The following is a 22403-nucleotide window of genomic DNA, read 5'->3' on the forward strand; positions in this document are numbered from 1 at the left end:
ATGTTTTCCCATAAAAAAATAACACCTCCAAAGTTTTCTAAATTAAGTATATTATACTTTTTATTTAGTGTGTACTCTAGAGGTATTATAATCAATGAGGCTCTTTTTTGTACGTTAATCATATTCATATAAAATAATATTTCCATTTAAATATTCTGCATAAAAAATATCACTTATACTAGAATATCCTTGATCTTTTATTTTTGAAAGTAACCATGTATCAGTTTTATTAAGCCTATGTAAATCTATATAATTTATATTTCCATCTTCAATCAAAACCCAACCAATATTTTCATCAGATTTTAAAACTATTGTTAACTGTCCATTAGGTTCTAACCATATAGTTTTAATCTCTTTTAAAGAATGTATTCCGTTTTGATGAACTTTTGATAAAATATCATCTAAATTTATTTTATTTTTAGAAAATGCATCACTTATAAATAAACCATTTTCCATAAGCAAAGTTGGTTTTCCTTTTATCATTCTCTTAGCATTAAGATTTTTACTACTAATATAACTTATAACTAACATAAGACAAGTCCATATAATTATAGCCATAAAAAACTTATAAAACTCAAGATCTAAATTGTAAATTATACCTCCAAGAATTCCCCCTAAAATATAATTTCCAATTTGATCAACAGCAGACTGAGGTGCTAATTGCATTCTACCTAAAAGATTCATATAAACGATAAGAGCTAATAAACCAACACCCAATCTTAATAGCATTTTTAAAAAAATATTAAACATAAAAACCTCCTAAAATAATATAAAGAAATCTTGTTAAATTGATTATAACAGTAATAAAAAAATATTGTTTAAATTTAAGCATAGGTAAATTAACTGATATAATATATTTAATTTAAAAAGTCTATAAAGGGAGGTATTTTAATGGATAAAAAAAGTAATTATTATCTTGTAGGATCAATGATGAATAATGTTGATTATACAGAAAAATTTATTGAAGAAGGAGAATGGGAACTTGGATATTTTGGTGAAGAAGATAATGAACAATATAAAAGAATGCTTAATATTTATAATCAAATAAAACCAGGAGATATTATGGTTATAAAATCTAGTTATACAAGAAAAAATAATCTGCCCTTTCCAAATCCAACAAATCAATATGTATCTACAATGAATTTAAAAGCTAAAGGAATTGTCAAAGAGAATTTAAAAGATGGTCATACAATTTTAGTAGATTGGGATAAGGATTTTAAACAAAGAGAGTGGTACTTTTTCACATCACGTGACACAATGTGGAATTTATCTGATTCAAAATATCAATCTGCAAAAAAACTTATTGATTTTATAGACTTTGATAAAGAACAAGACTATAAATGGTTTTTAAATCAGCCAGCATGGGGAAAATATCTTGGATATAATATTTCAAAAGAGAAATTAAAAGAAATATTAGAATTTTTTGTATTAGTTGGGCAAGAAAAGATTTTAACAAGAGTAAATGATGAAATAACAACTGCCAATAATACATATTATCATGAAAATAGAGTGCATATGCCAAATAATACACTTGGAATATACACAAATAAAAATGCGTGGAAAGAAAATATAAATTATTATAAAAATGATGGAGTAAAAGAAGAATGGTTTAAAGAAGGTCTTGAATGTATTCACTTTGCCAATGGAAATGCTCAAAATAAAAATTATGCTTGGAGAAATGCTTCAATACACTTTTCAACAGATCATAAATATGCACTAGAATTTATGTATGATTTAGAAAAAGCCAATGAAGACAATATAATAAAGGCATTAGATGCAAGATTTTATAAACTTTATGATGAGAACAATAAACATAATACTAATGAAAATTCTTACATATCATCAGAAGAAGACAAGGTACTATTTAAAATTCCAGTAGATGTAATACAAGAAGAAAATGGAAAAGTTAAGTCAGTAAAAGTAGAAATCTCAGATGAAAACTTTAAAAACTTTAATTGTAAATTACAAACAATATCAAAATATTTTAAAGAAGATAAAAACTCTGTAAAATACTTAAATGAATATTCGGAAAAATTAATTGAATCTAAGAATATAATTTTTCGTGGAGCACCAGGAACAGGTAAATCATATTTAGCAAAAGAAGTAGCTGCAGATATTGTAAGTAATGGAAATACAAAAAAATATACAGAACTTACTAAAGAAGAAAAAGAGCAAATAGAATTTGTTCAATTTCATCCAAACTATGATTACTCAGACTTTGTAGAAGGATTAAGACCAAAAATAAATATAGATGGAACAATGGGATTTGAATTACAAGACGGTATATTTAAAAAATTTGCAAAAAAAGCTAAGATAAACCTTAAAAACTCAAAAAAGAATATAAAAGAAATAAAAAAAGAAAACTACGCAATAGATCTTATGGAAAATTTTACTTCTAATGTAAATTTTGAACTAGATGAATTTAAAACATTACAGGGAAATAAATTTTATATATCAAGTATTGATGATGAATTTATTAATATTTTTATACCAGATAATAAAATATCCAATAATTTAAAAATAAAAAAAGATGATTTAATAAAAATGTTAGAATCAAAGGAAGAATTTGAAAAAGTAAAAGATATAACGGAATTTTTTGAAAAGAAAAATGCAACACAAGAATACTCCTATTATTTAGCATTATTTAGAGAAATTAAAAAAGAAGAAGAAAGTGTAGAAGAATCAGAAATAGAAATAGAAAAAGAAAAAAACTATGTATTTATAATAGATGAAATCAATCGTGGGGAGATTTCTAAAATATTTGGAGAACTATTTTTTGCAATAGATCCAGATTATAGAGGAATACTTGGTGAAATATCTACACAATATTCAAATATGCATGAAGAACTAGATGAAAAGTTTTATATTCCAGAAAATGTATATATTATAGGAACAATGAACGATATTGATCGCTCTGTAGATAGTTTTGACTTTGCAATGCGTCGTAGATTTAGATTTATTGAAATAAAACCAGAAGAAAACATAGAAATGCTTGAAGTATTAGAAGGAAATTTAAAAGATGAAGCAATAAGACGTATGAATGCATTAAATAAGGAAATAAAAAACACAGAGGATTTAAATGAAAATTATCAAATAGGGCCATCATATTTTTTAAAACTTAAATCAATAGATTTTGACAAACTTTGGACAGATTATCTAAAACCATTACTTGAAGATTATATTAATGGTATATATGATGAAAAATCTACAATGGAAAAATTTGCAAAAGCTTATGGATATAAAGAAGTAGGTGCTGATAATGGAATTGAAAATCAGGGATAATTCTTCTATAAATAAAGAGAAATTTAATGAAATAAGTAATCTTACTAGAAAAATTTCAGATAAAACCTTAGAACAATTGGAAAAAGAAGGAGTATTTGTATTTCCTGAATTAATTAGAGAATCTGATGACTTAACTAGAGAACAGATGATATTACAAAGTCTAAATGAAGATTATATTTCAAGTAATATTATGGGGTATTTAGGATACAAAGAAGAAAAATTAATAATAAAATCAAGATTTGTAAATGGAAATAAAGACTATTTATTTAAATACCTACTTGAAAAAGTAATCAAATTTCCAAACTTTATAGAATTAAGTACAGATCTAGATAAGGATAATAGATTATTTGATTTTTTAATATTTTTATTTCCATACTATTTAAAAAGAGCAATGAGAAAGGGAATATATAAAATTTATATTGAAAATAAATATAATGACATTAACCTTAAAGGAAAAATTGACATAAATAGACATATTCAAAAAAATACACCCTTTGTTGGAAATATTGCCTATAATGTACGAGAATTTTCCTATGACAATTATATAATTGAACTAATACGTCATACAATTGAACTTATTAAGAAAAAATCTTACGGGAATAAATTACTTCGAAAATCAAAAGAAGAAGTTGCGTATATTATAGAAACCACTGCAAAATATCAATATCATAATAGAAGAAAAATAATAATAGAGAATAAAAAAAATCCCATAAAACATAGCTATTATACAGAATACAGAGATTTACAAAGATTATGTATTATGATACTAGAATATAAAGAACATGATATAGGTCATGGAATAGACGAATTTCATGGAGTTTTATTTGATGGAGCTTGGCTTTGGGAAGAATATATAAATACTCTGCTTAGTGAAAAATTCTATCATCCAAAAAATAAAAGTAGAATAGGATCGCAACATTTATTTACTACAAATAATAGAAAAACTGGTCTAATATATCCAGATTTTATAAGTATAGACGATAAAAATAGAATAATTGCCGATGCAAAATATAAACCAGTTGAAAATATTAGAAATAGAGATTACCTGCAAGTACTAGCCTATATGTTTAGATTTATGCAAAAAAAGGATATTATATATATCCAGAAAAAAATGAAATTGAAAATCAAAAACTATACCTAAACAAAGGAACAAACTACGAAAATAATATAGAAAAAAGAGAAGATATATCATTAATAAAATGTGGGCTTAAAATTCCCAAAAATTCAAAATCTTACGAAGAATTTGTAGAAGAAATAAAAAATAGTGAAAAAATATTTTTATTAAACTTTAGTTGAAGAGGGCCTAAGCTCTCTTTTTTTGTGCAATAAAGTTTTAAAATATAAATACTTAGAAATAACTAAAAAACATATATTGCGATAAAATAATGATTATATAGTTTTTATTTAGATTTAGGAATAGTTCCAGCAGAAAGGCAATATGATATTTCATACCAAAAAACAGAAATCAAAAGTGCTCAATTATTTTTAGATATGTTAGAGAATAATAATATAAAAAACGTAAAAGAAGAATTTATTAAAATTTTAGATGAATTAATAGAATCAAAATTAGTAGAATATGCTTATTTTATAGCATTTTATAATATATTTACTAAAGAATTATTAGAGTCTAAAGAAAACCAGTTTAAAATATAAATAGGAATAAAAAACTAAAGTTTGGAATAAATTATATCAATTCTAAGAAGATGGTATTATGGGAATAATTAGCAAAATAGTTATTATTATTAAAAATATCTTTAAAATTTACTCAAAAATATATTTGGTTTTTAAAAACTTTAAATAAATATAAAAAAGTGTTTGACAAAACCAAAATAATAATATATGATGTATTTAACATTTAAAAGATATATTTTTTTGAAAGGATATTTGGTTTTTTAAAACCTAAATAAAAATAAAGCGGTGTTTGATAAAACCGAAGCAACAATGTATTATATGTTTAATAGTGAAAAGATATATTTTTTTATAATAAAAATTGGTTTTTTAAAACAAAAAGTTAAAGAGTATAATGTAATGTAAAACAAGGAGGAAATATTTTGTACAATCAAAGAAAGAAAGAAGTTATTAGTAGGTTAAAAGATACATTAGATAGATTATCTATGAATAAATTATCGGAATTAGATTTAAATTCTATATTATATGTAGCGTATTTAGAAAAGATGACTAATAAATCTTTAGATGATTTAGAAGACTTAGATCTTAAATTTCATACTAAATTAATATATTCAAAATATGATAATCAAATAAAAGAGTTAAGTAAATTATTTTCAACAGATGATTTAAAAGAATTATTATTAAGTAATGATAAAGAAGAATTAGTTAATGAAAAATTAGAATTAAGATTTTTAAATGATGGAATTTATAAACTGATAATAGATTTATTGGAAATAGAAAAAAATGACAAAATAGGAGATTTTCAATTAAATAGTTTTAGTAATTTTGAGTATATTATAGAAAATAAGAATTATAATTTAATTGATATATATGAATCTGATATGCAAAAAGCCTTGATTTATAAGATGAGAAATGATGTTTTAGAAGGTGATGCTAAAATAATTGAATCTAACATATTAGATGAAAATATAGACAAAAAATATACTAAAATTTTAAGTCCAATGAGATTTCAAACTCAAATATCAGAAAAACAGAAATTTATACTAAGTGAGAAATATCCACAAATAGAGAATAGATATAATAGATCTGTAGGATGGGCAGATATACTAAGCTCTTTATTATATTTAGATGAAAATGGCAAATTAATAAGTTTAACACTTTCATTAGCAATGTATTCTAGTTTAGAAAAAAATATAAGACAATATTTTGTAGAAAATGGACTTATAGAATCAGTGATAAGTTTACCAAGAAACTTATTAAATGGAACAGGAATAGAATCAACTATTTTAGTAATAAGTAAAAATAATACTAGTATTAATTTTGTAGATGCAAAGGATGTTTATACATCTGTAAATAGAGTTGAAAAAGATTTATATCAAGAAAATAGAGAAGATATTTTAAATTTAATAGGTAAAAAAAGTAATAATAGTAGGGTAGTTTCCGTTGAAGAAGTTAAAGAAAAAGATTATATATTAGATCCAAAAAGATATTTAACAGAAATATCCTTTAAGGAGGAAGTCCTACTAGGCAATATAGCAATGATATCTAGAGGGAGCAATATAACGAATAAAGAGATGGAAAGATATAAATCGGACCAAAAGACCAAATATAGATTTTTAAACTTAGTAGACATACAAGCTGGAAGAATAAAAGATACAGCTATTTCACTTAAAGAAAGCTTAGTTGAATCCAATAGTAGATTAGACCAAAAGAATAAGCTGGAAAAAGGTCAACTATTATTATCAAGAACAGGAAATCCAATTAGAATAGCAATTGTAGAAGATATTGAAGATGAAGTTTGGTTTTATAGTGGTAATATTTATAGTATAAGTTTGGATCCAAATAAATATAATCCGTATTATTTAAAGATATTCTTAGAAAGTGAGCTAGGTCAAAAAGTACTAGATCAAATATCACTAGGTTCAGCTATACCAAACATAAGCATGAAAGATTTAAATGAAATAAAATTACCATATGTAGATATAGAAAAACAAAATAAAATAGCAGATCTTTATTTAAATTATGAGAAAAAAATAAGAGAAAAGGAAAAAGAGCTAGAAAGTTTAAAATTGAATAGACAAAGAGACTTGGCAGATATAGTTTCTAGAGAGGAGATAGGACTGTGCAATTAGGATTAAAAGAATATTCTATATTAGAAAATAGAGTTTTAAATACAATAAAAATGGAAATGATGGATTATAATAGAATTGGAGAGCTTAACTTATATCTTCGACATATAAATATGTATGATAGAGTATTTGAAAATAGAAAATTAGATGTAAGAAAACCTAAAAGTGGTAAAATTGCAGTAATAGGTCAGTCAAATGTGAAGTTAAATCATTTATTAGGGATAGGAAAAGATCTGGAATTTCATAAAGATCAATTTGAATTTTGCTTAGAATATGAAAATATAGAAAAGTATGATTTTAATAAACTTAAAAATGGAAAATACTCTTTTATTCTTGTGGGGCCTATGTCTCACAAGATTAAAAATGGAAATGGATATAGCAGTATGATTGAAAGATTAAAAAGTGAAGACGGATTTCCAGAAGTTATTGAATTAAGAAATGAAAATGAACTTAAAATAAGTAAAAGTAATTTTAGACAGGCTTTGGAAAACATATTAGATAGATATGAGGAATATTATTTAAATTAGGAGGAACAATATGACTGGAAAAAATTATAGTCAAATAGTTAGTTTTATATGGAGTATTGCTGATGATGAATTAAGAGATGTTTTTGTTAGAGGAAAATATAGGGATGTTATTTTGCCAATGACTGTAATAAGAAGATTAGATGCAGTATTGGAAGATACAAAAAAAGAAGTTTTAGAAATGAAGAAAAAACTTGATGAAATGGGAATTTTAAATCAGACAGAAGCACTTTGCTCTGTATCAGGTCAAGCTTTTTACAATGATTCACCATTTATACTTAAGGATCTAACATCTAGAACTAAAAAACAACAATTAGAAGCAGATTTTGTAGCGTACTTAGATGGTTTTTCACCAAATATACAGGAAATATTAGAAAAGTTTAGATTTAGAGAACAGATCAAAGTTATGACAGATGCTGATATTCTAGGAGGGGTAATAGAAAAATTTGCTAATACTAAGATTAATTTAAGTCCATATCCAGTTTTAGATGATAATGGAGATATTTTATTACCAGGCCTTGATAATCATACTATGGGTACTATTTTTGAAGAACTAATAAGAAAATTTAATGAAGAAAACAACGAAGAGGCTGGGGAATATTTTACTCCAAGAGATGCTGTAAGACTTATGACAGACATAATGTTTACGCCTATAGCAGATAAAATAAGTAATGGAACTTATCTTTGTTATGATGGAGCATGTGGAACAGGTGGGATGCTTACTATAGCAGATGAAAGACTTAAAGAATTAGGAGAAAAAAATAATAAAGACCTTTCAATATATCTTTATGGACAAGAAAGTCAACCAGAAACCTATGCCATAGCCAAGGCCGACATGATATTAAAAGGTGATGGATCACAGGCTAATAATATTTCCTATGGTTCTACATTGTCAGTAGATAACAATGCAACTATGGAATTTGACTTTATGATATCAAACCCACCTTATGGAAAATCTTGGTCTAGTGATGCTAAAAAAATGGGTGGAAGAAATAAACTAACAGACTCTAGATTTGTTGTTAGTTTTGGAGATGAAGAAGAATTTAGAATGATTCCTGCACAATCTGATGGTCAGATGTTATTTTTAGCTAATAATATTGCTAAGATGAAACACAGCACACCACTTGGTAGTAGGATAGTCCAAGTACATAATGGATCATCATTATTTACTGGAAATGCAGGAAGTGGAGAAAGTAATTTAAGAAGATATATTATAGAAAATGATTATTTAGAAGCAATAGTTGCTCTTCCTGAAAATATGTTTTATAACACTGGAATAGCTACTTATATATGGATTCTTTCTAATAGAAAAGAAGATAGAAGAAAAGGCAAAATTCAGTTAATAGATGCTACAAGCTTTAAAAAGCCTCTTAGAAAAAATTTAGGAAGCAAAAACTGTGAAATCTCAGAAGAATTAAGAGAAGAAATAATGAAAATGTATTTAGACTTTGAAGAAAATGAATTTAGTAAAATATTTGACAATGAGGAGTTTGGATATTACGAAGTAACAGTAGAAAGACCACTTAGATTAAAAGTAGAACTAAGCCAAGAAAACTTAGCAAAGCTAGAAGAAAGTCTAAAGAAAAATGATAAATATATATATGATCTAGTATTGAAACTAAAAGAAGAAGAGAAAAAAGAAGAATACTTAGACTATAATCAATATTTAGAAAAACTAGAAAATTTGGCAAAAGAAAAAGATGAAAAATTTTTATCTAAACATAGAAAACTTATAGAAGATAATCTAACTAAAACTTATGAAAATGCTGAAAAAGTTATAAAAAACTTAAAGAAAAAAGGAAAAGAAAATCCTATATATGGGGTGTTTAAAGAAGATAACTTATATATAGAATACGAACAAAATACAGATTTAAGAGATACAGAAAGAATTCCTTTAAACTATGATGGAGGAATAGAAGGATTTTTCAGGGAAGAAGTTATTCCTTATGTAAAAGATGCTTGGATAGATGAAAGCAGAACTAGAATAGGCTATGAAATAAGCTTTACAAAATATTTCTATAAGCCAGTAAAACTAAGATCATTAGAAGAAATAGTAGAAGATATAAAAGCTTTAGAAGAAGAGACAGATGGTTTATTAGATGAGATAATAGGGGGCTAGATAGAAATGAAATTTAAGCCTTATGAAAAATATAAAAAAGTAGATTTACCATGGCTAGATGAAATACCAAGTCATTGGGAAATTAATAAATTGAAATATAAATTTGAACTAGTTAAAGAGCCCAGTATAGATAAAGATCCAATTGTTTTATCATTAACTCAAAGAGGAATAAAAATAAGAGATATAGAATCAAATGAAGGGCAACTAGCTAAAAGTTATGAAGGATATAACACTGTAAAAAAAGGATATATTTGTTTGAATCCTATGGATTTAGAAAGTGGAGCAGCTTCAATATCTGAATATAATGGAGTTATAAGTAATGCGTACTTTACTATTAGGCCTAAAGGATTTGATATTAATTCTGATTTTTATAGTAAATATTTTAATTTACATTATAAGAAAAAAATATTTTATGGATTTGGTAAGGGAGTTGGAAGACCTGAGGGTAGTGGTGGAAGATGGACATTGAACAGGGAAACTTTTACAAATTTTCCGATTTTATCTCCCCCAAAAGAAGAGCAGGATAAAATAGCAGATTTTTTAGACCATAACCTAGCTAAAATAGATGAATTTGTAGAGTTAACAGAAAGACAGATAGAGCTTTTAAAAGAGCAAAAGGAAGTCCTTATAAATGATGCTGTAACAAAGGGAATAGATAAAAATGTAGAGTACAAAGATAGTGGCATAGACTGGATAGGAGAAATACCAGAACATTGGGAAGTTACTAGGTTGAAGTATTTAACTAACAGTAATTTAATATCTTTAAGTAATAATGAAGAAAAGGATAAAGAGATTGAATATATTGATATAGGGTCAGTAGGATTTTTCAAATTAAAGTTAGAACCAGTTAAAATGTTATTTGGACAAGCACCTAGTAGAGCAAGAAGAGTAGTGAGGAATGGAGATATAATAATCTCTACTGTAAGAACGTATTTAAAGTCAATGTTATATATAGATGAAAGTCTATCTGGTAAAATTGTTTCCACAGGCTTTTCTGTATTGACACCAAAGGGAGGTGTAAATTCAAACTATCTAAAATACTCTATTTCTGGTAATTATTTGATACAAAATATTATTAAAAGTTCAGTTGGTGTAGCGTATCCAGCAATCAATGATGATAGATTAATGTCTTTGAAAATAGTTTATTGTAGGGATAAAAAAGAACAAGAAGAAATTATAAACTATATTGAAAAAGAAACTAATAAAATTGATAGGACCATAGAGCTTTATAAAAATCAGATAGATCTAATTAAAGAATATAGGACTAGTTTAATAGCTAGTGCAGTTACTGGAAAGATAGATGTAAGGGACTTTTAGGAGGTAGGATAGTTGACTATTACTAGACAAATCTCAATACCAGCTGACTTGGATGGTTATATACTTTTAAAGTGTCCATATTGTAAAGAATTTTTTAAATTGAAGGCATCAGATATTGATACAGAAGAACAATATCAAATTTGGTGTCCTTCTTGTGGACTCATAGCTGATAACTATCATACAGATGAAGTCTATGACTTAGCTGAAAATATAGCTATGAATATATTTAATGATCTTATATTTGATGAATTGAACAAGATGAGTAAAAAGGTAAATAGAAATAATAAATATATTAAGTTAAAAGTTGGGAAGCAACCAAAAGTATTGCCAGAGAATCCTATTAGAAGTAGGATAGATTTGTTAGAAATACAGACTTATAAATGTTGCAATAAAAAAGTTAAAATAAGTCCTTTGGTAAAGTTTACAGTAAGTTACTGTCCTTTTTGTGGGAGGGATTATGATGAATATCGATAAAAAAGAATTGAAACAAATTTCTTATGATTTCAGAAGTAAATCTAGTAGGTTATTAAGTTCTAATTATGATAGCTTTAATAGAGATCTAGATAGATTTATAAATTTTGTAGAAGGGGAAGAATTAATTTATGCTTTTATTAAGTCTTTTGCTATAGATAACTTTAATATTGAAGATAGGATTCAAGAAGATATAAATAATAATAATAAATTGAATATTGGAGATACAGAGGAAGAGGAGATATATACAATATATTGTTTTTTCAAGTATTGCATTAAGATATCAGGAATACCTTTTTACTTATTACTAAAATATGGAAATGGAAGTAATGAATCTAACGATATGATTAAAAACTTAAATGATGAAGTTTCATTGATTCTTATAAACCATATTGAAGATTATTTGAATAAGATAAAGATGGAAATGGGGTACGATGAGGAAGTGAAGTACAATATTCACATGGGAAATAATGGGCAAGTAAATATAGCTGAAGATAAGTCTAATATAAATGCTGTCCAAAATAATAATGCTAGTGATTTAGAAAAACTATCTAAGGAGATAAAGGATATATTAAAGGAAATAGACCTAGATAAAGAAATTAAAGAAAATATAGAAGATAATGTTGAAGTGTTAGAATGTGAATTATTAGAAGAGAAGCCTAGAAAAGGATTTATAAGGACAGCTATAGATGGGCTTGAAAATTCATTACCAAAGATAAAGGATAATGTAGAATTAACTGCAAATTTAACGAGTATAATTCAGCTTGTTATAGCTATGATTAAATAGATAGAGGTGAAAAACTTGTTTACTAATGTGAAAGAAGAAGGACTTGAAGATATAATTGTAGAATATCTTGTAGACCATAATGGCTATGAACTTGGAAATACTAAGGATTATAATCTAGATTTTGCAGTAGATGAATCTAGGCTTATAAGATTTTTAGAATCTACTCAGCCTGAACAGGTTGAACTTTTAGGAATAAAAGAAAGCGAACATAGGAAAAAGCAGTTTTTTGATAGATTGTCTAAGGAAATTACTAAAAGAGGGATTATTGATGTACTTAGAAATGGTATAAAAGTATATCCAGCAGACTTAATAATGTTTTACTTAACTCCATCAGATAGGAATCTAGAATCACAAAAAAACTTTAATAAAAATATTTTTTCTGTTACTAGACAACTTCAGTATTCTAAGAGCAAGAGAAGATTGGCTTTAGACTTGGCTATTTTTATAAATGGATTGCCTGTTATGACTATGGAGCTTAAAAATACTTTAACTAATCAAAACTATAAGGATGCTATTTACCAATATAAAAACGATAGGGATTTTAGAGATCCATTGTTTCAATTTAAAAGATGCATGGTACACTTTGCAGTTGATGATAATGAGGTGTATTTTTGTACAAAGTTAAGTGGTAATAGCTCTTGGTTTTTACCTTTTAATAAAGGATTCCAAAATGGTGCAGGAAATCCTCCGAATCCCAGTGGAATAAAGACAGATTACTTGTGGAAGGTAATATTAAAAAAAGAAGAACTTACTAATATTATAGAAAATTATGCTCAATTAGTGGTGGAACAAGATGAAGAGACCAAAAAGAAGAATGAAAAACAAATATTTCCTAGATATCATCAGTGGGATGTAGTAAAGAAGCTTTTAGCGGATGTTTATAATAATGGAGTTGGAAATAAATATTTAATTCAACATTCAGCAGGAAGTGGCAAGAGTAATTCTATAGCTTGGACAGCTCATCAGTTAGTGGCTCTTGAAAAAGAGGGAAAAAACTTAGTTGATTCTGTAATAATAGTTACAGATAGAGTTATATTAGATAAACAAATAAGAGATACAATAAAGCAGTTTATGCAGGTTTCTAGTACGGTAGGGCATGCTGAAGACTCTGGAGATTTAGCCAGGTTAATTAAGGAAGAAAAGAAGATAATAATAACTACTGTGCATAAATTTTCTTTTATATTAGACGAAATAGGGACTTCTCATAGAAATAATAAGTTTGCTATTTTAATAGATGAGGCACATTCTAGCCAAAGTGGTAATTTGTCAGCCAATATGAATATAGCTCTTTCAGGGATTGATGAAGAAGAAACTACAGAAGATAAAATTATAAGAATAATGGAAGGTAGAAAAATGCTTGATAATGCCAGTTATTTTGCATTTACTGCTACACCAAAAAATAAAACTTTAGAAATGTTTGGAAAAGAAGTCTTTAAAAATGGAGAAGTAAAATATGAACCTTTTCATAACTATAGTATGAAGCAAGCTATAGAAGAAGGATTTATATTAGATGTACTACAAAACTATACAACTATAAAAAGTTATTATAAGTTGGCAAAAATAGTAGAAGATGATCCTATGTTTGACACTAAAAAGTCTCAGAGAAAACTAAGGAATTATGTTGAGTCAAATGAATATGCTATAGGTCAAAAAGCAGATATAATTGTAAATCATTTCCACGAACAAGTTATAAACAAAGGAAAGATTAATGGACAGGCGAGAGCTATGGTCATAACTAGTAGTATAGAGAGGGCTCTAGAGTATTATTATGCTATTGAACAATCACTTATTAAAAGGAAAAGTCAATATAAGGCTATTGTTGCATTTTCTGGAGAGAAGGAGTTTAAGGGACAAAAGTTAACTGAGGCTAAGGTTAATGAATTTCCAAGTGCCCAAATTGAAAAGAAAATAAAACATGATCCTTATAGATTTTTAGTAGTAGCAGATAAGTTTCAGACTGGTTATGACGAACCTTTACTTCATACTATGTATGTGGATAAACCTCTTTCTGGAATAAAAGCAGTGCAAACACTGTCTAGACTAAATAGGTCTTATCCTGGAAAGGTGGATACTTTTATTTTAGATTTTGCTAATGATGTGGATCTTATAAAAGAAGCTTTTCAAGCTTATTATACAACTACAATTTTATCAGAAGAGACTGATCCGAATAAGCTTTATGATATACAAAGTGACTTGGAATTTCATCAAGTATATTCAGAATACCAAGTTAATGAAGTAGTTGAAAAATATATTAATGGTGCTAGTCGTGAAAAATTAGATTATATTTTAGATACTTGTGCTAAGGAATATAAAGAACTTGAAGAGGAAGATCAAATTGATTTTAAAGGAAATGCTAAAGCTTTTGTAAGGACTTATGGTTTTTTAGCTTCAATACTTTCTATTGGAAATATTGAATGGGAAAAACTTAATATATTCTTAAGGTTGTTAATTCCTAAATTACCTACACCTCAAGGAGAAGATTTATCTAAGGGAATATTAGAATCTATAGATTTAGATAGTTATAGAGTACAAGCTCAAAAAAGTTTATCTATTGTCTTAGAAGATGAGGGAGTCTATGGAATAGATCCAGTACCTACAAGTGGAAAAGCTTATATAGATAATCCAGAATTAGATTATTTAAGTAATATTTTAAATTCATTTCATGATATGTTCGGGGATATAGATTGGAAAGATGAAGATCAAGTAAAAGATCATATATCAAAAATCCCAAAAGCTGTTGCCAAAGATAAAGCTTATAAAAATGCTATGAAAAACTCGGATAAACAAAATGCTAAACTAGAAAGTGAAAGAGCATTAGGAAGAGTAATTATGAATATGATGACAGATAATATTGAGATTTTCAAACAGTATCAAGACAATGATTCATTTAAAAAATGGCTTTCTGATTTAGTTTTTGATGCAACTTATAATACTGAAGGAAAAGAGTTTAATAGTAATTTAAGAATTTAAATAATAATATATTTAATAAGAATATATTGGAGGAAAAGATTATGGCAATAACAAAATTTGATTCATATTATAAACAGATAAAGGATACATTAGAGTCTATAAAAGAAGAATTTGGATATAATAATTTATCCCAAGCTTTTATACATTGGTATTTAAAGAATTATTTTAATTTTACTGACCAACAAATAGAAGAATCTTTAATCGATGGCAGTGGTGACAATGGTATTGATGTAATTACTTTAAATGAAGAGAGTAAAGAATTAACAGTTATGCAATTTAAATTTCCAAATAAAATAGAGAATATTAATAGTGAAATTAGCCAAGCTGATATTTTGAAAACATTACATGGATTTAAATTACTGATCAAGCCATCAGATGAGAAGATAAAAAATAATGATAAGTTTAACGATTATAAGGAACAATTGAAGGATACAGATATATTTAGGTTCAATATATTTTTTGTAAGTTTTAATAAAGGGATAATTTCGAATAGAGATGATATAGAAAACTTTGCGGCTGATTTCAAGAGAGATCATGGGAGTGATATGTATATATACTACCATGATAGGTTAACTATTTCTAATATTTATGAAAGAATTAATAGACAGAATAGTTTAGAAATAAACCTGAGATATAAACAAATGACTTCTGCATATGATATTTATGAGAGAAGTGTAAAATCATTTGTTGGGTTAGTTAATGGAAAAGAACTGATTAATGCAATTGAAGATAATATAGAAACAATATTTGATGAAAATATTAGGTTATATGAAGGTAGGACAAATGTCAATAATATGATAAAAAAAACAGCATCTAATCAAAATGAAGGAAGTATGTTTTATTTTTACAATAATGGTATAACTTTTATTTGCGATGAGGCTAATAATAGCCCGAATAAATTGAGTATAAATTTAAAGGGAGTTTCAATCGTAAATGGCTGTCAGACAGCAACGTCTTTGTATGAACTACAAGAAAAAAATAAACTACAAGAAAATGTAGATATATTAGTTAGGGTAATGGAAATTTCTGATTATACAGAAAGAATGAAAATTACTGAATATTTAAACTCTCAAAATCCGATAAAAGATAGTTACTTTATAGCTAATCATACTATTATAAGAGATCTTCAAAATGAACTTCTAAAGAAGGGATATTATTTGGAAAGACAGATAAATGAGATTGAATACAAGAAAAGGTATGATGATTCATTTGACTCTTCTATAAAACCAATAACTTTAGAAAAGGCAATACAGAATTATACAGGATATTGGATAAATAAATATGCTGCTATAGCAAAAAGAGGTAAAAGTGCCCTATTTGATAAAAATAAAATTGATGAAATATTAATGGAGATTGATGCAGATAAGGTTATTGAATCTGAAATAATTTATTGTGATATTAGCAAAGTTTTAACTAAATATCGCAAAACTAGAAGAAATAATAATAAAAATGATTTTGCAGAATTTTTAGGAATATCTCAAAATCAATTATTAAAAGATATGACTGACTATTTATTTGTAAATACTGGGGATATATTAATATTGAATGCGGTAAGTAATCTAAAAAAGCAGTATAAAAAATTAAGAATCAACTTTAACAATGATAAATTAATTAAACATGCTATATTTATAATAAGGGATATAATTAAGGCAGAAGGACAGGACGACATAAGAAATATTTCATCAATAACAAAAAATAATGCTACCTTTAAAAAGGTACAAGAGTTTATTTATGATATGAATTCTGAATATAATATATAAATTAATAGATAATAAATTTAGAGGGCTTAGGCTCTCTTTTTTATTGACAAAAAAATATAATTTGATATACTTATGACATCAAAATATTTTGATGTGCTTTTGGAAGGGGGATTTTGTGTTAGATAATAGTATTAAGATTTTTAAGATGCTTTCTGATGAGAACAGGCTAAGGATTTTTCATATGTTAAGGGAAAGGGAGTTATGTGCTTGTGATTTGCAAGAGGGTTTAAATTTAACTCAATCTGGACTTTCTTATCATATGAAGATTATGACTGATACTGGTTTGGTTTTAAAAAGGCCTGAGGGAAATTGGATTCATTATAGATTAAATGAAGATTATAGTGAGATTATAGATTTAATAGAAAATGTTGTAAGTAAAGATTTAAGTCACCAATAGGTGGCTTTTAATATGATTTCTATATCAAAAGTTTTTGATGTAGTTATTTGGAGGTTTTATGTGGAATTTTATTCAAAATCAAGTTTTGGGAATGAAGTGGCTAAATTCTTTAGTTGGTGATTTATTATTTAGTTTTGGAGTTGATATTGAAAGTAGATTAGGTGGAAGTTTACAGTTTTTTATATATGATGTTTTAAAGATAACTATTCTTTTATGTTTTTTGATTTTTATGATTTCTTACATACAAAGTTATTTTCCACCTGAGAGAAGTAGAAAAATCCTAGGTAGATTTAATGGTATTTGGGCCAATATTTTAGGTGCTCTTTTAGGTACTATTACGCCTTTTTGTTCTTGTTCTAGTATTCCGATTTTTATTGGTTTTACTAGTGCAGGTCTTCCTTTGGGGGTTACTTTTTCCTTTTTGATTTCTTCTCCTATGGTTGATTTGGGAAGTTTGGTTTTATTGATGAGTATTTTTGGTTCAGAAATTGCAATTTTATATGTTATTTTTGGACTTATAATTGCAGTTGTTGGGGGAAGTTTAATTTCTAAGTTTAAAATGGAAGATCAGGTTGAAGATTTTGTAAAAAATGCAAATTTTATGGAGTCTGATAATATTAGCCTAAGTGTTTTAGATCGTGTAAGTTTTGCAAAAGAACAAGTTCTTGAAACTTTTAAAAAGGTATTTCCCTATATAATCCTTGGTGTTGGAATTGGTGCTTTAATTCACAACTGGATTCCTGAAGTATGGGTTGAGAAAGTTCTTGGAAGTAATAATCCCTTTGGTGTTATTATTGCAACTTTTATAGGAATTCCAATGTATGCTGATATTTTTGGAACTATTCCAATAGCTGAGGCTCTTCTTTTAAAGGGAGCTCAACTTGGTACTGTTTTATCTTTTATGATGAGTGTTACTACTTTAAGTTTGCCGTCTATTATTATGCTTAAGAAAGCTATTAAGCCAAAACTTTTGGCAACTTTTATAGGAATATGTAGTTTAGGAATAATTATTGTAGGTTATTTATTTAATTATTTATCACCTTATTTAATTTAGGAGGAGAATATGAAAATTTTTAGAAGAAAAAAGAATTGTAATTGTGAAGATATATCTAGTGACAATACATCAAAAAATAATGCTAAAGTTTCTAATAGTGGAATTAAAATTTTAGGTACGGGATGTAGTAATTGTATTAAACTTGAAGAAAATACTAGGATTGCTCTTAGGGAATTAAATATTGATGAAGAGATAGAGCATATTAAAGATTTTGCTGAAATTGCAAGTTATGGAGTTATGTCAACTCCTGCTCTAGTAAGAGATGGAAAAGTTTTAAGTTATGGCAAGGTATTAAGCAGTGATGATATTAAGAAATTATTAGAGGAACTTTAATTATGGAAAAAACAAAGGTAGCTTTTTTATGTGTTCACAATTCTTGTAGAAGTCAAATAGCTGAATGTTTAATGAGAAAGTATGGATCTGATATTGTTGATGTTTATTCTGCAGGAACTCTTTTAAAAGATAGTATAAATAGTGATGCTATTAGGCTTATGAAAAGTATTTATAATATAGATATGAGTATAGAGCAAAGTCCTAAGTTGATTTTTGATATTCCAAGTGTTGATTATATAATTACTATGGGATGCAATGTGTCTTGTCCTGTGCTTGATTATGATTATATATCTGAGGATTGGGGACTTGATGATCCTAGTGGAAAGTCTGATTATGAGTTTAAAAAAGTAATTGATGAAATTGATTTTAAGGTTAAAGATTTAATTGATAGATTGAAAAATTAGAGGGCTTTAGCTCTCTTTTTTGACTTTTTCTGTTTAATTTTCACTTTTTTTGTAAATAAATCTAATAAAGAAAGGTGTTTTTAAAATACTTATTTACTTAATATGTATTGATTTATAAAGGGGTGTAAATATGAAAAAGTGGAGATGTTTAATTTGTAATTATATTCATGAGGGTGATAGTCCTCCTGATATTTGTCCTGTATGTGGTGCAAGTTCTGAGAATTTTGTATTAGTTGAGGATGATGTTGAAGTTTCAAAAAATACTAAGAAACTTGATGATGTTTTTGTTGATTTTTTAGTTGTAGGATCTGGTGCTGCTGGTCTTAGTGCTGCAATTGTTGCGAAGAATGATGGCCTTAATGTTTTGGTAATTGAAAAAGGCGAGGTGGCAGGTGGAACTACTGCAAGATCTGGTGCGAGGTATTGGATTCCAAATAATAGGGCGCAAAAGAGATCTGGTATAGAGGATAATTTAGATGATGCTATTAAATATATGTGTAGATATTCTTTTCCAAATGATTTTAATGAGGATAAGGAGTTTTTTGGAATAGATGAGCTTTCTTTTAATCTTATTAAAACTTATTGTAATACAGGGCATAAGGTTGTAGATTTATTTGCTGATATTGGTCTTATGGAAAGTGAGATGCAATATAGCTGGAAGAGACTTCCTCAGGTTGATTATATGGAAACTATTTCTGAGAATAAAAAGTATCGTGGCAGGACTATTATGCCAAAGACTGAAAAGGGCGAAAGTGTAAGGGGAATTGATCTTGTAAATTTTATGACTTCTTGGCTTTTGAAAAATAATGTTGAGATTAGACTTAATACTTCTGCAGAGGAAATTTTGCAAAATGATGATAAAGAAGTTATTGGAATAAGTGTTAAATCTCCTGATGGAATTTATAATATTTATGCTAATAAGGGTGTTTATTTTGGAAGTGGTGGTTTTTCACATAATCCTGAACTTATGAGAAGATTTCAAAATATTCCAAGTTATGGGGGATGTGCTTTTACAGAAAATACTGGAGATTTTGTAAGAATGGCAGAGAGTATTGGAGCGAAACTTTCTAATATGAATAATGCCTATAGAACTCAGGCTCTTTATGAAGGGTATCTTAATAATCCAACTGGTGTAAATAGTGTTTTTTATATTGTTGGAGATAGTACAATTCAGGTAAATAAATATGGTAAAAGAGTTGTAAATGAAAAGAGAAATTATAATGATAGAACTTTAATTCATGGTACATGGGACGCTGTTAAGGGCGAGTTTCCTAATAAGTTTTTATTTTTAATAATGGATTCTAGAACTGCAAGTAATTGGCAGGGAATGCCTCCAATAGTTGGTGGAAGTGCTGAAAAAATGCCTTTTGTAATATGTGGTAGTGATGTAGATGATTTAACTAAAAATATTGAAAAAAGACTTAATACTTTAAAAGATGATACAAATAATTTTGAACTTGATAGTAATTTTTCAAAGAATTTAAAAGAAACTATTAAAAATTTCAATTCTTATTATGAAGATGGAGTAGATAAAGAGTTTAACAGAGGTGCAAGTGAGTATGATAATGAGTTTTTTACTTTTCCTCCACTAAGTCCAAAAGGTATTACTTGGCCACCAAAGGATAGTAAAAATTTATCTATTTATCCTATTGAAGATGGTCCATTGTATGCTTTTATTCTATCTGCTGGAACTCTTGATACTAATGGTGGTCCTATGATTAATGAAAGGGCCCAAATCCTTGATTTTAACAATGAGCCAGTAGTTGGACTATATGGTGGTGGAAACTGTATAGCTTCTCCTGGAAAGGCTGCTTACTGGGGAGCTGGTGCTACTATTGGAAATGGAATGGTATGGGGATATATTGCAGCGAAGGATGCAAATAAATAGTTAATTAAAAGAAAAAAGAGACTAAAAAGTCTCTTTTTTGCCGTTCTCAAATATAGAACAAAAAATATTATAATATGTTGGTGAAGTTTAACTTTAAACTTATGCCTACCATGTTGTTATTTTATCTTTACCCAAAACTTTTGAAAATATAGCGAGATAATAGTTTTTCTAATAAATAAAAAATTATATATAATGGCTTTAATGTGTTAAAATGAAAGTAACTTAAAAATATAAAAATAGGTGGTTATTATGTTAAATTTTACACTTGCTGTTAATCCAAATACTGAAAATTTAGATGAGGAAATCAAATTTTTAAATTTAGCAGCTTTTTATGCAGATAAAATATCTGTATTAAGTCCAAATATTGATACTTATGATTTTTTAAATAGGAAAAGTAAAAATAAAAAAAATATTGAAATGGAACTTATAAATAAACTTTTAAAAAGTCTTCCTATTTGTGAGTTTGTATCTAAGGACGATTTAAGCGAAGAAAGAGATCAACTTCTACAACTTGAAAGTGTTGTAAAGTCAGGTGGATATAAAAATTCATCTCTAATAGAGAGAATGAAAATTCAAAGTATTTTAAAGGAATCAGAAAAGGCAACTATTGAAGATTTAAGAGAACTTTATGGTGAAGATAATATTGATATTATTGAAGTCTTACAAAAAGAGAAGATTTTATATATTGAACATTTTAAATCAAGTATTGAAAATGTATTAGAGTATTCTAAGGAATTTTTTGAAAAACTTGATAAATTATATAAAAAGGAAATACCTCTATTAGATGATAAAACTACAGAAAAATTTGAAAATAATAGAAAAAATATAATTGAGTTTCCTGATTTTTCAGATAAATCTTTTAATGAAATCTTAGACTTAAGAAAAGATTTAAAAAATGAATTAGATGATTTTAGAAAAGCTCTATCTAAATTAAATAAGGAAATAGAAAATTATGAAAGAAAAGAAGAAGAGTATAATATAGATGATTTAGTAGGTGAGATTCTAGAAGATAATTATAATATCTTAATTGAAAAACTAGAAGAAAAGGGAATTGAAAATAATAAAAAATTGTCTTTAAATATTGCATCTAAGGGTGAGATTTTTAATGGATTATATAATTTAGTTCCAAATATTATTTCCTCTTCAGCATCTTTTAATGAGGATTTAAAAAATATTGAAAAATATAATTTAAAAGATGAAAAAAATAGTATTTTATATTTTGAATATAAATAAAAAAGGAGGTTTTGATTATAATACCTCTAGAGTACACACTAAATAAAAAGTATAATATACTTAATTTAGAAAACTTTGGAGGTGTTATTTTTTTATGGGAAAACAT

The 22403-nt window shown here is 26.7% G+C and carries 17 protein-coding genes; 16 read left to right on the top strand and 1 reads right to left on the bottom strand.

The annotated features are described in order from the left end of the window. Positions 1–114 precede the first annotated feature (114 nt). Positions 115–750, bottom strand: coding sequence for a DUF421 domain-containing protein (locus J2Z71_RS08235; protein ID WP_210062019.1), 636 nt, complete (start codon positions 748–750; stop codon positions 115–117). Between the two features lie 141 nt (positions 751–891). Here J2Z71_RS08235 and J2Z71_RS08240 point away from each other — a divergent pair, with 141 nt between their 5' ends. The 16 genes from J2Z71_RS08240 (at position 892) to J2Z71_RS08315 (ending at position 22297) form a co-directional block, all read left to right on the top strand. Then, positions 892–3282, top strand: a complete 2391-nt coding sequence (locus tag J2Z71_RS08240; RefSeq protein ID WP_210062029.1) for an McrB family protein — start codon at positions 892–894, stop codon at positions 3280–3282. Further along, positions 3260–4423 (top strand): 5-methylcytosine restriction system specificity protein McrC, encoded by a 1164-nt coding sequence (locus J2Z71_RS08245; RefSeq protein WP_210062031.1) that lies wholly within the window; start codon positions 3260–3262, stop codon positions 4421–4423. The genes J2Z71_RS08240 and J2Z71_RS08245 overlap by 23 nt, the downstream gene beginning before the upstream one ends. Positions 4424–5333: 910 nt before the next feature. After that, complete coding sequence (locus J2Z71_RS08250) at positions 5334–7043, top strand: N-6 DNA methylase (protein ID WP_210062038.1); 1710 nt, start codon at positions 5334–5336, stop codon at positions 7041–7043. Next, positions 7034–7567 carry a hypothetical protein gene (locus J2Z71_RS08255; protein WP_210062041.1) on the top strand — a complete coding sequence of 178 codons (534 nt, stop codon included), beginning with the start codon at positions 7034–7036 and terminating at the stop codon, positions 7565–7567. The genes J2Z71_RS08250 and J2Z71_RS08255 overlap by 10 nt, the downstream gene beginning before the upstream one ends. A 10-nt stretch (positions 7568–7577) precedes the next feature. After that, positions 7578–9683 (top strand): type I restriction-modification system subunit M, encoded by a 2106-nt coding sequence (locus tag J2Z71_RS08260; protein WP_210062043.1) that lies wholly within the window; start codon positions 7578–7580, stop codon positions 9681–9683. A 6-nt stretch (positions 9684–9689) separates the two neighbouring features. After that, on the top strand, positions 9690–11000 hold the full coding sequence (locus tag J2Z71_RS08265) for a restriction endonuclease subunit S (RefSeq protein WP_210062045.1): 1311 nt from the start codon (positions 9690–9692) through the stop codon (positions 10998–11000). A gap of 12 nt (positions 11001–11012) precedes the next feature. Beyond that, on the top strand, positions 11013–11474 hold the full coding sequence (locus J2Z71_RS08270; RefSeq protein ID WP_210062047.1) for a TFIIB-type zinc ribbon-containing protein: 462 nt from the start codon (positions 11013–11015) through the stop codon (positions 11472–11474). Continuing rightward, positions 11458–12258, top strand: coding sequence for a hypothetical protein (locus J2Z71_RS08275; protein WP_210062049.1), 801 nt, complete (start codon positions 11458–11460; stop codon positions 12256–12258). Before J2Z71_RS08270 ends, J2Z71_RS08275 begins: the two co-directional genes overlap by 17 nt. Positions 12259–12273: 15 nt before the next feature. Next, on the top strand, positions 12274–15228 hold the full coding sequence (locus J2Z71_RS08280; protein ID WP_210062051.1) for a type I restriction endonuclease subunit R: 2955 nt from the start codon (positions 12274–12276) through the stop codon (positions 15226–15228). A 41-nt stretch (positions 15229–15269) separates the two neighbouring features. Beyond that, complete coding sequence (locus J2Z71_RS08285) at positions 15270–16988, top strand: AIPR family protein (RefSeq protein WP_210062053.1); 1719 nt, start codon at positions 15270–15272, stop codon at positions 16986–16988. Positions 16989–17103: 115 nt separating this feature from the next. Further along, on the top strand, positions 17104–17385 hold the full coding sequence (locus J2Z71_RS08290; protein WP_342590814.1) for an ArsR/SmtB family transcription factor: 282 nt from the start codon (positions 17104–17106) through the stop codon (positions 17383–17385). Between the two features lie 58 nt (positions 17386–17443). Further along, positions 17444–18439 (top strand): permease, encoded by a 996-nt coding sequence (locus tag J2Z71_RS08295; protein WP_210062057.1) that lies wholly within the window; start codon positions 17444–17446, stop codon positions 18437–18439. Between the two features lie 9 nt (positions 18440–18448). Continuing rightward, complete coding sequence (locus J2Z71_RS08300; protein WP_210062060.1) at positions 18449–18772, top strand: thioredoxin family protein; 324 nt, start codon at positions 18449–18451, stop codon at positions 18770–18772. 2 nt (positions 18773–18774) lie between these two features. Then, positions 18775–19176, top strand: coding sequence for an arsenate reductase ArsC (locus J2Z71_RS08305; protein WP_210062062.1), 402 nt, complete (start codon positions 18775–18777; stop codon positions 19174–19176). A gap of 130 nt (positions 19177–19306) precedes the next feature. Further along, on the top strand, positions 19307–21064 hold the full coding sequence (locus tag J2Z71_RS08310) for an FAD-dependent oxidoreductase (RefSeq protein WP_210062064.1): 1758 nt from the start codon (positions 19307–19309) through the stop codon (positions 21062–21064). A gap of 249 nt (positions 21065–21313) precedes the next feature. Further along, entirely contained in the window at positions 21314–22297 is a 984-nt protein-coding gene (locus J2Z71_RS08315; RefSeq protein ID WP_210062066.1) for a hypothetical protein, read from the top strand. Positions 22298–22403: the final 106 nt, after the last annotated feature.

This window comes from Peptoniphilus stercorisuis (assembly GCF_017874395.1).
Lineage (GTDB): Bacteria > Bacillota > Clostridia > Tissierellales > Peptoniphilaceae > Anaerosphaera > Anaerosphaera stercorisuis.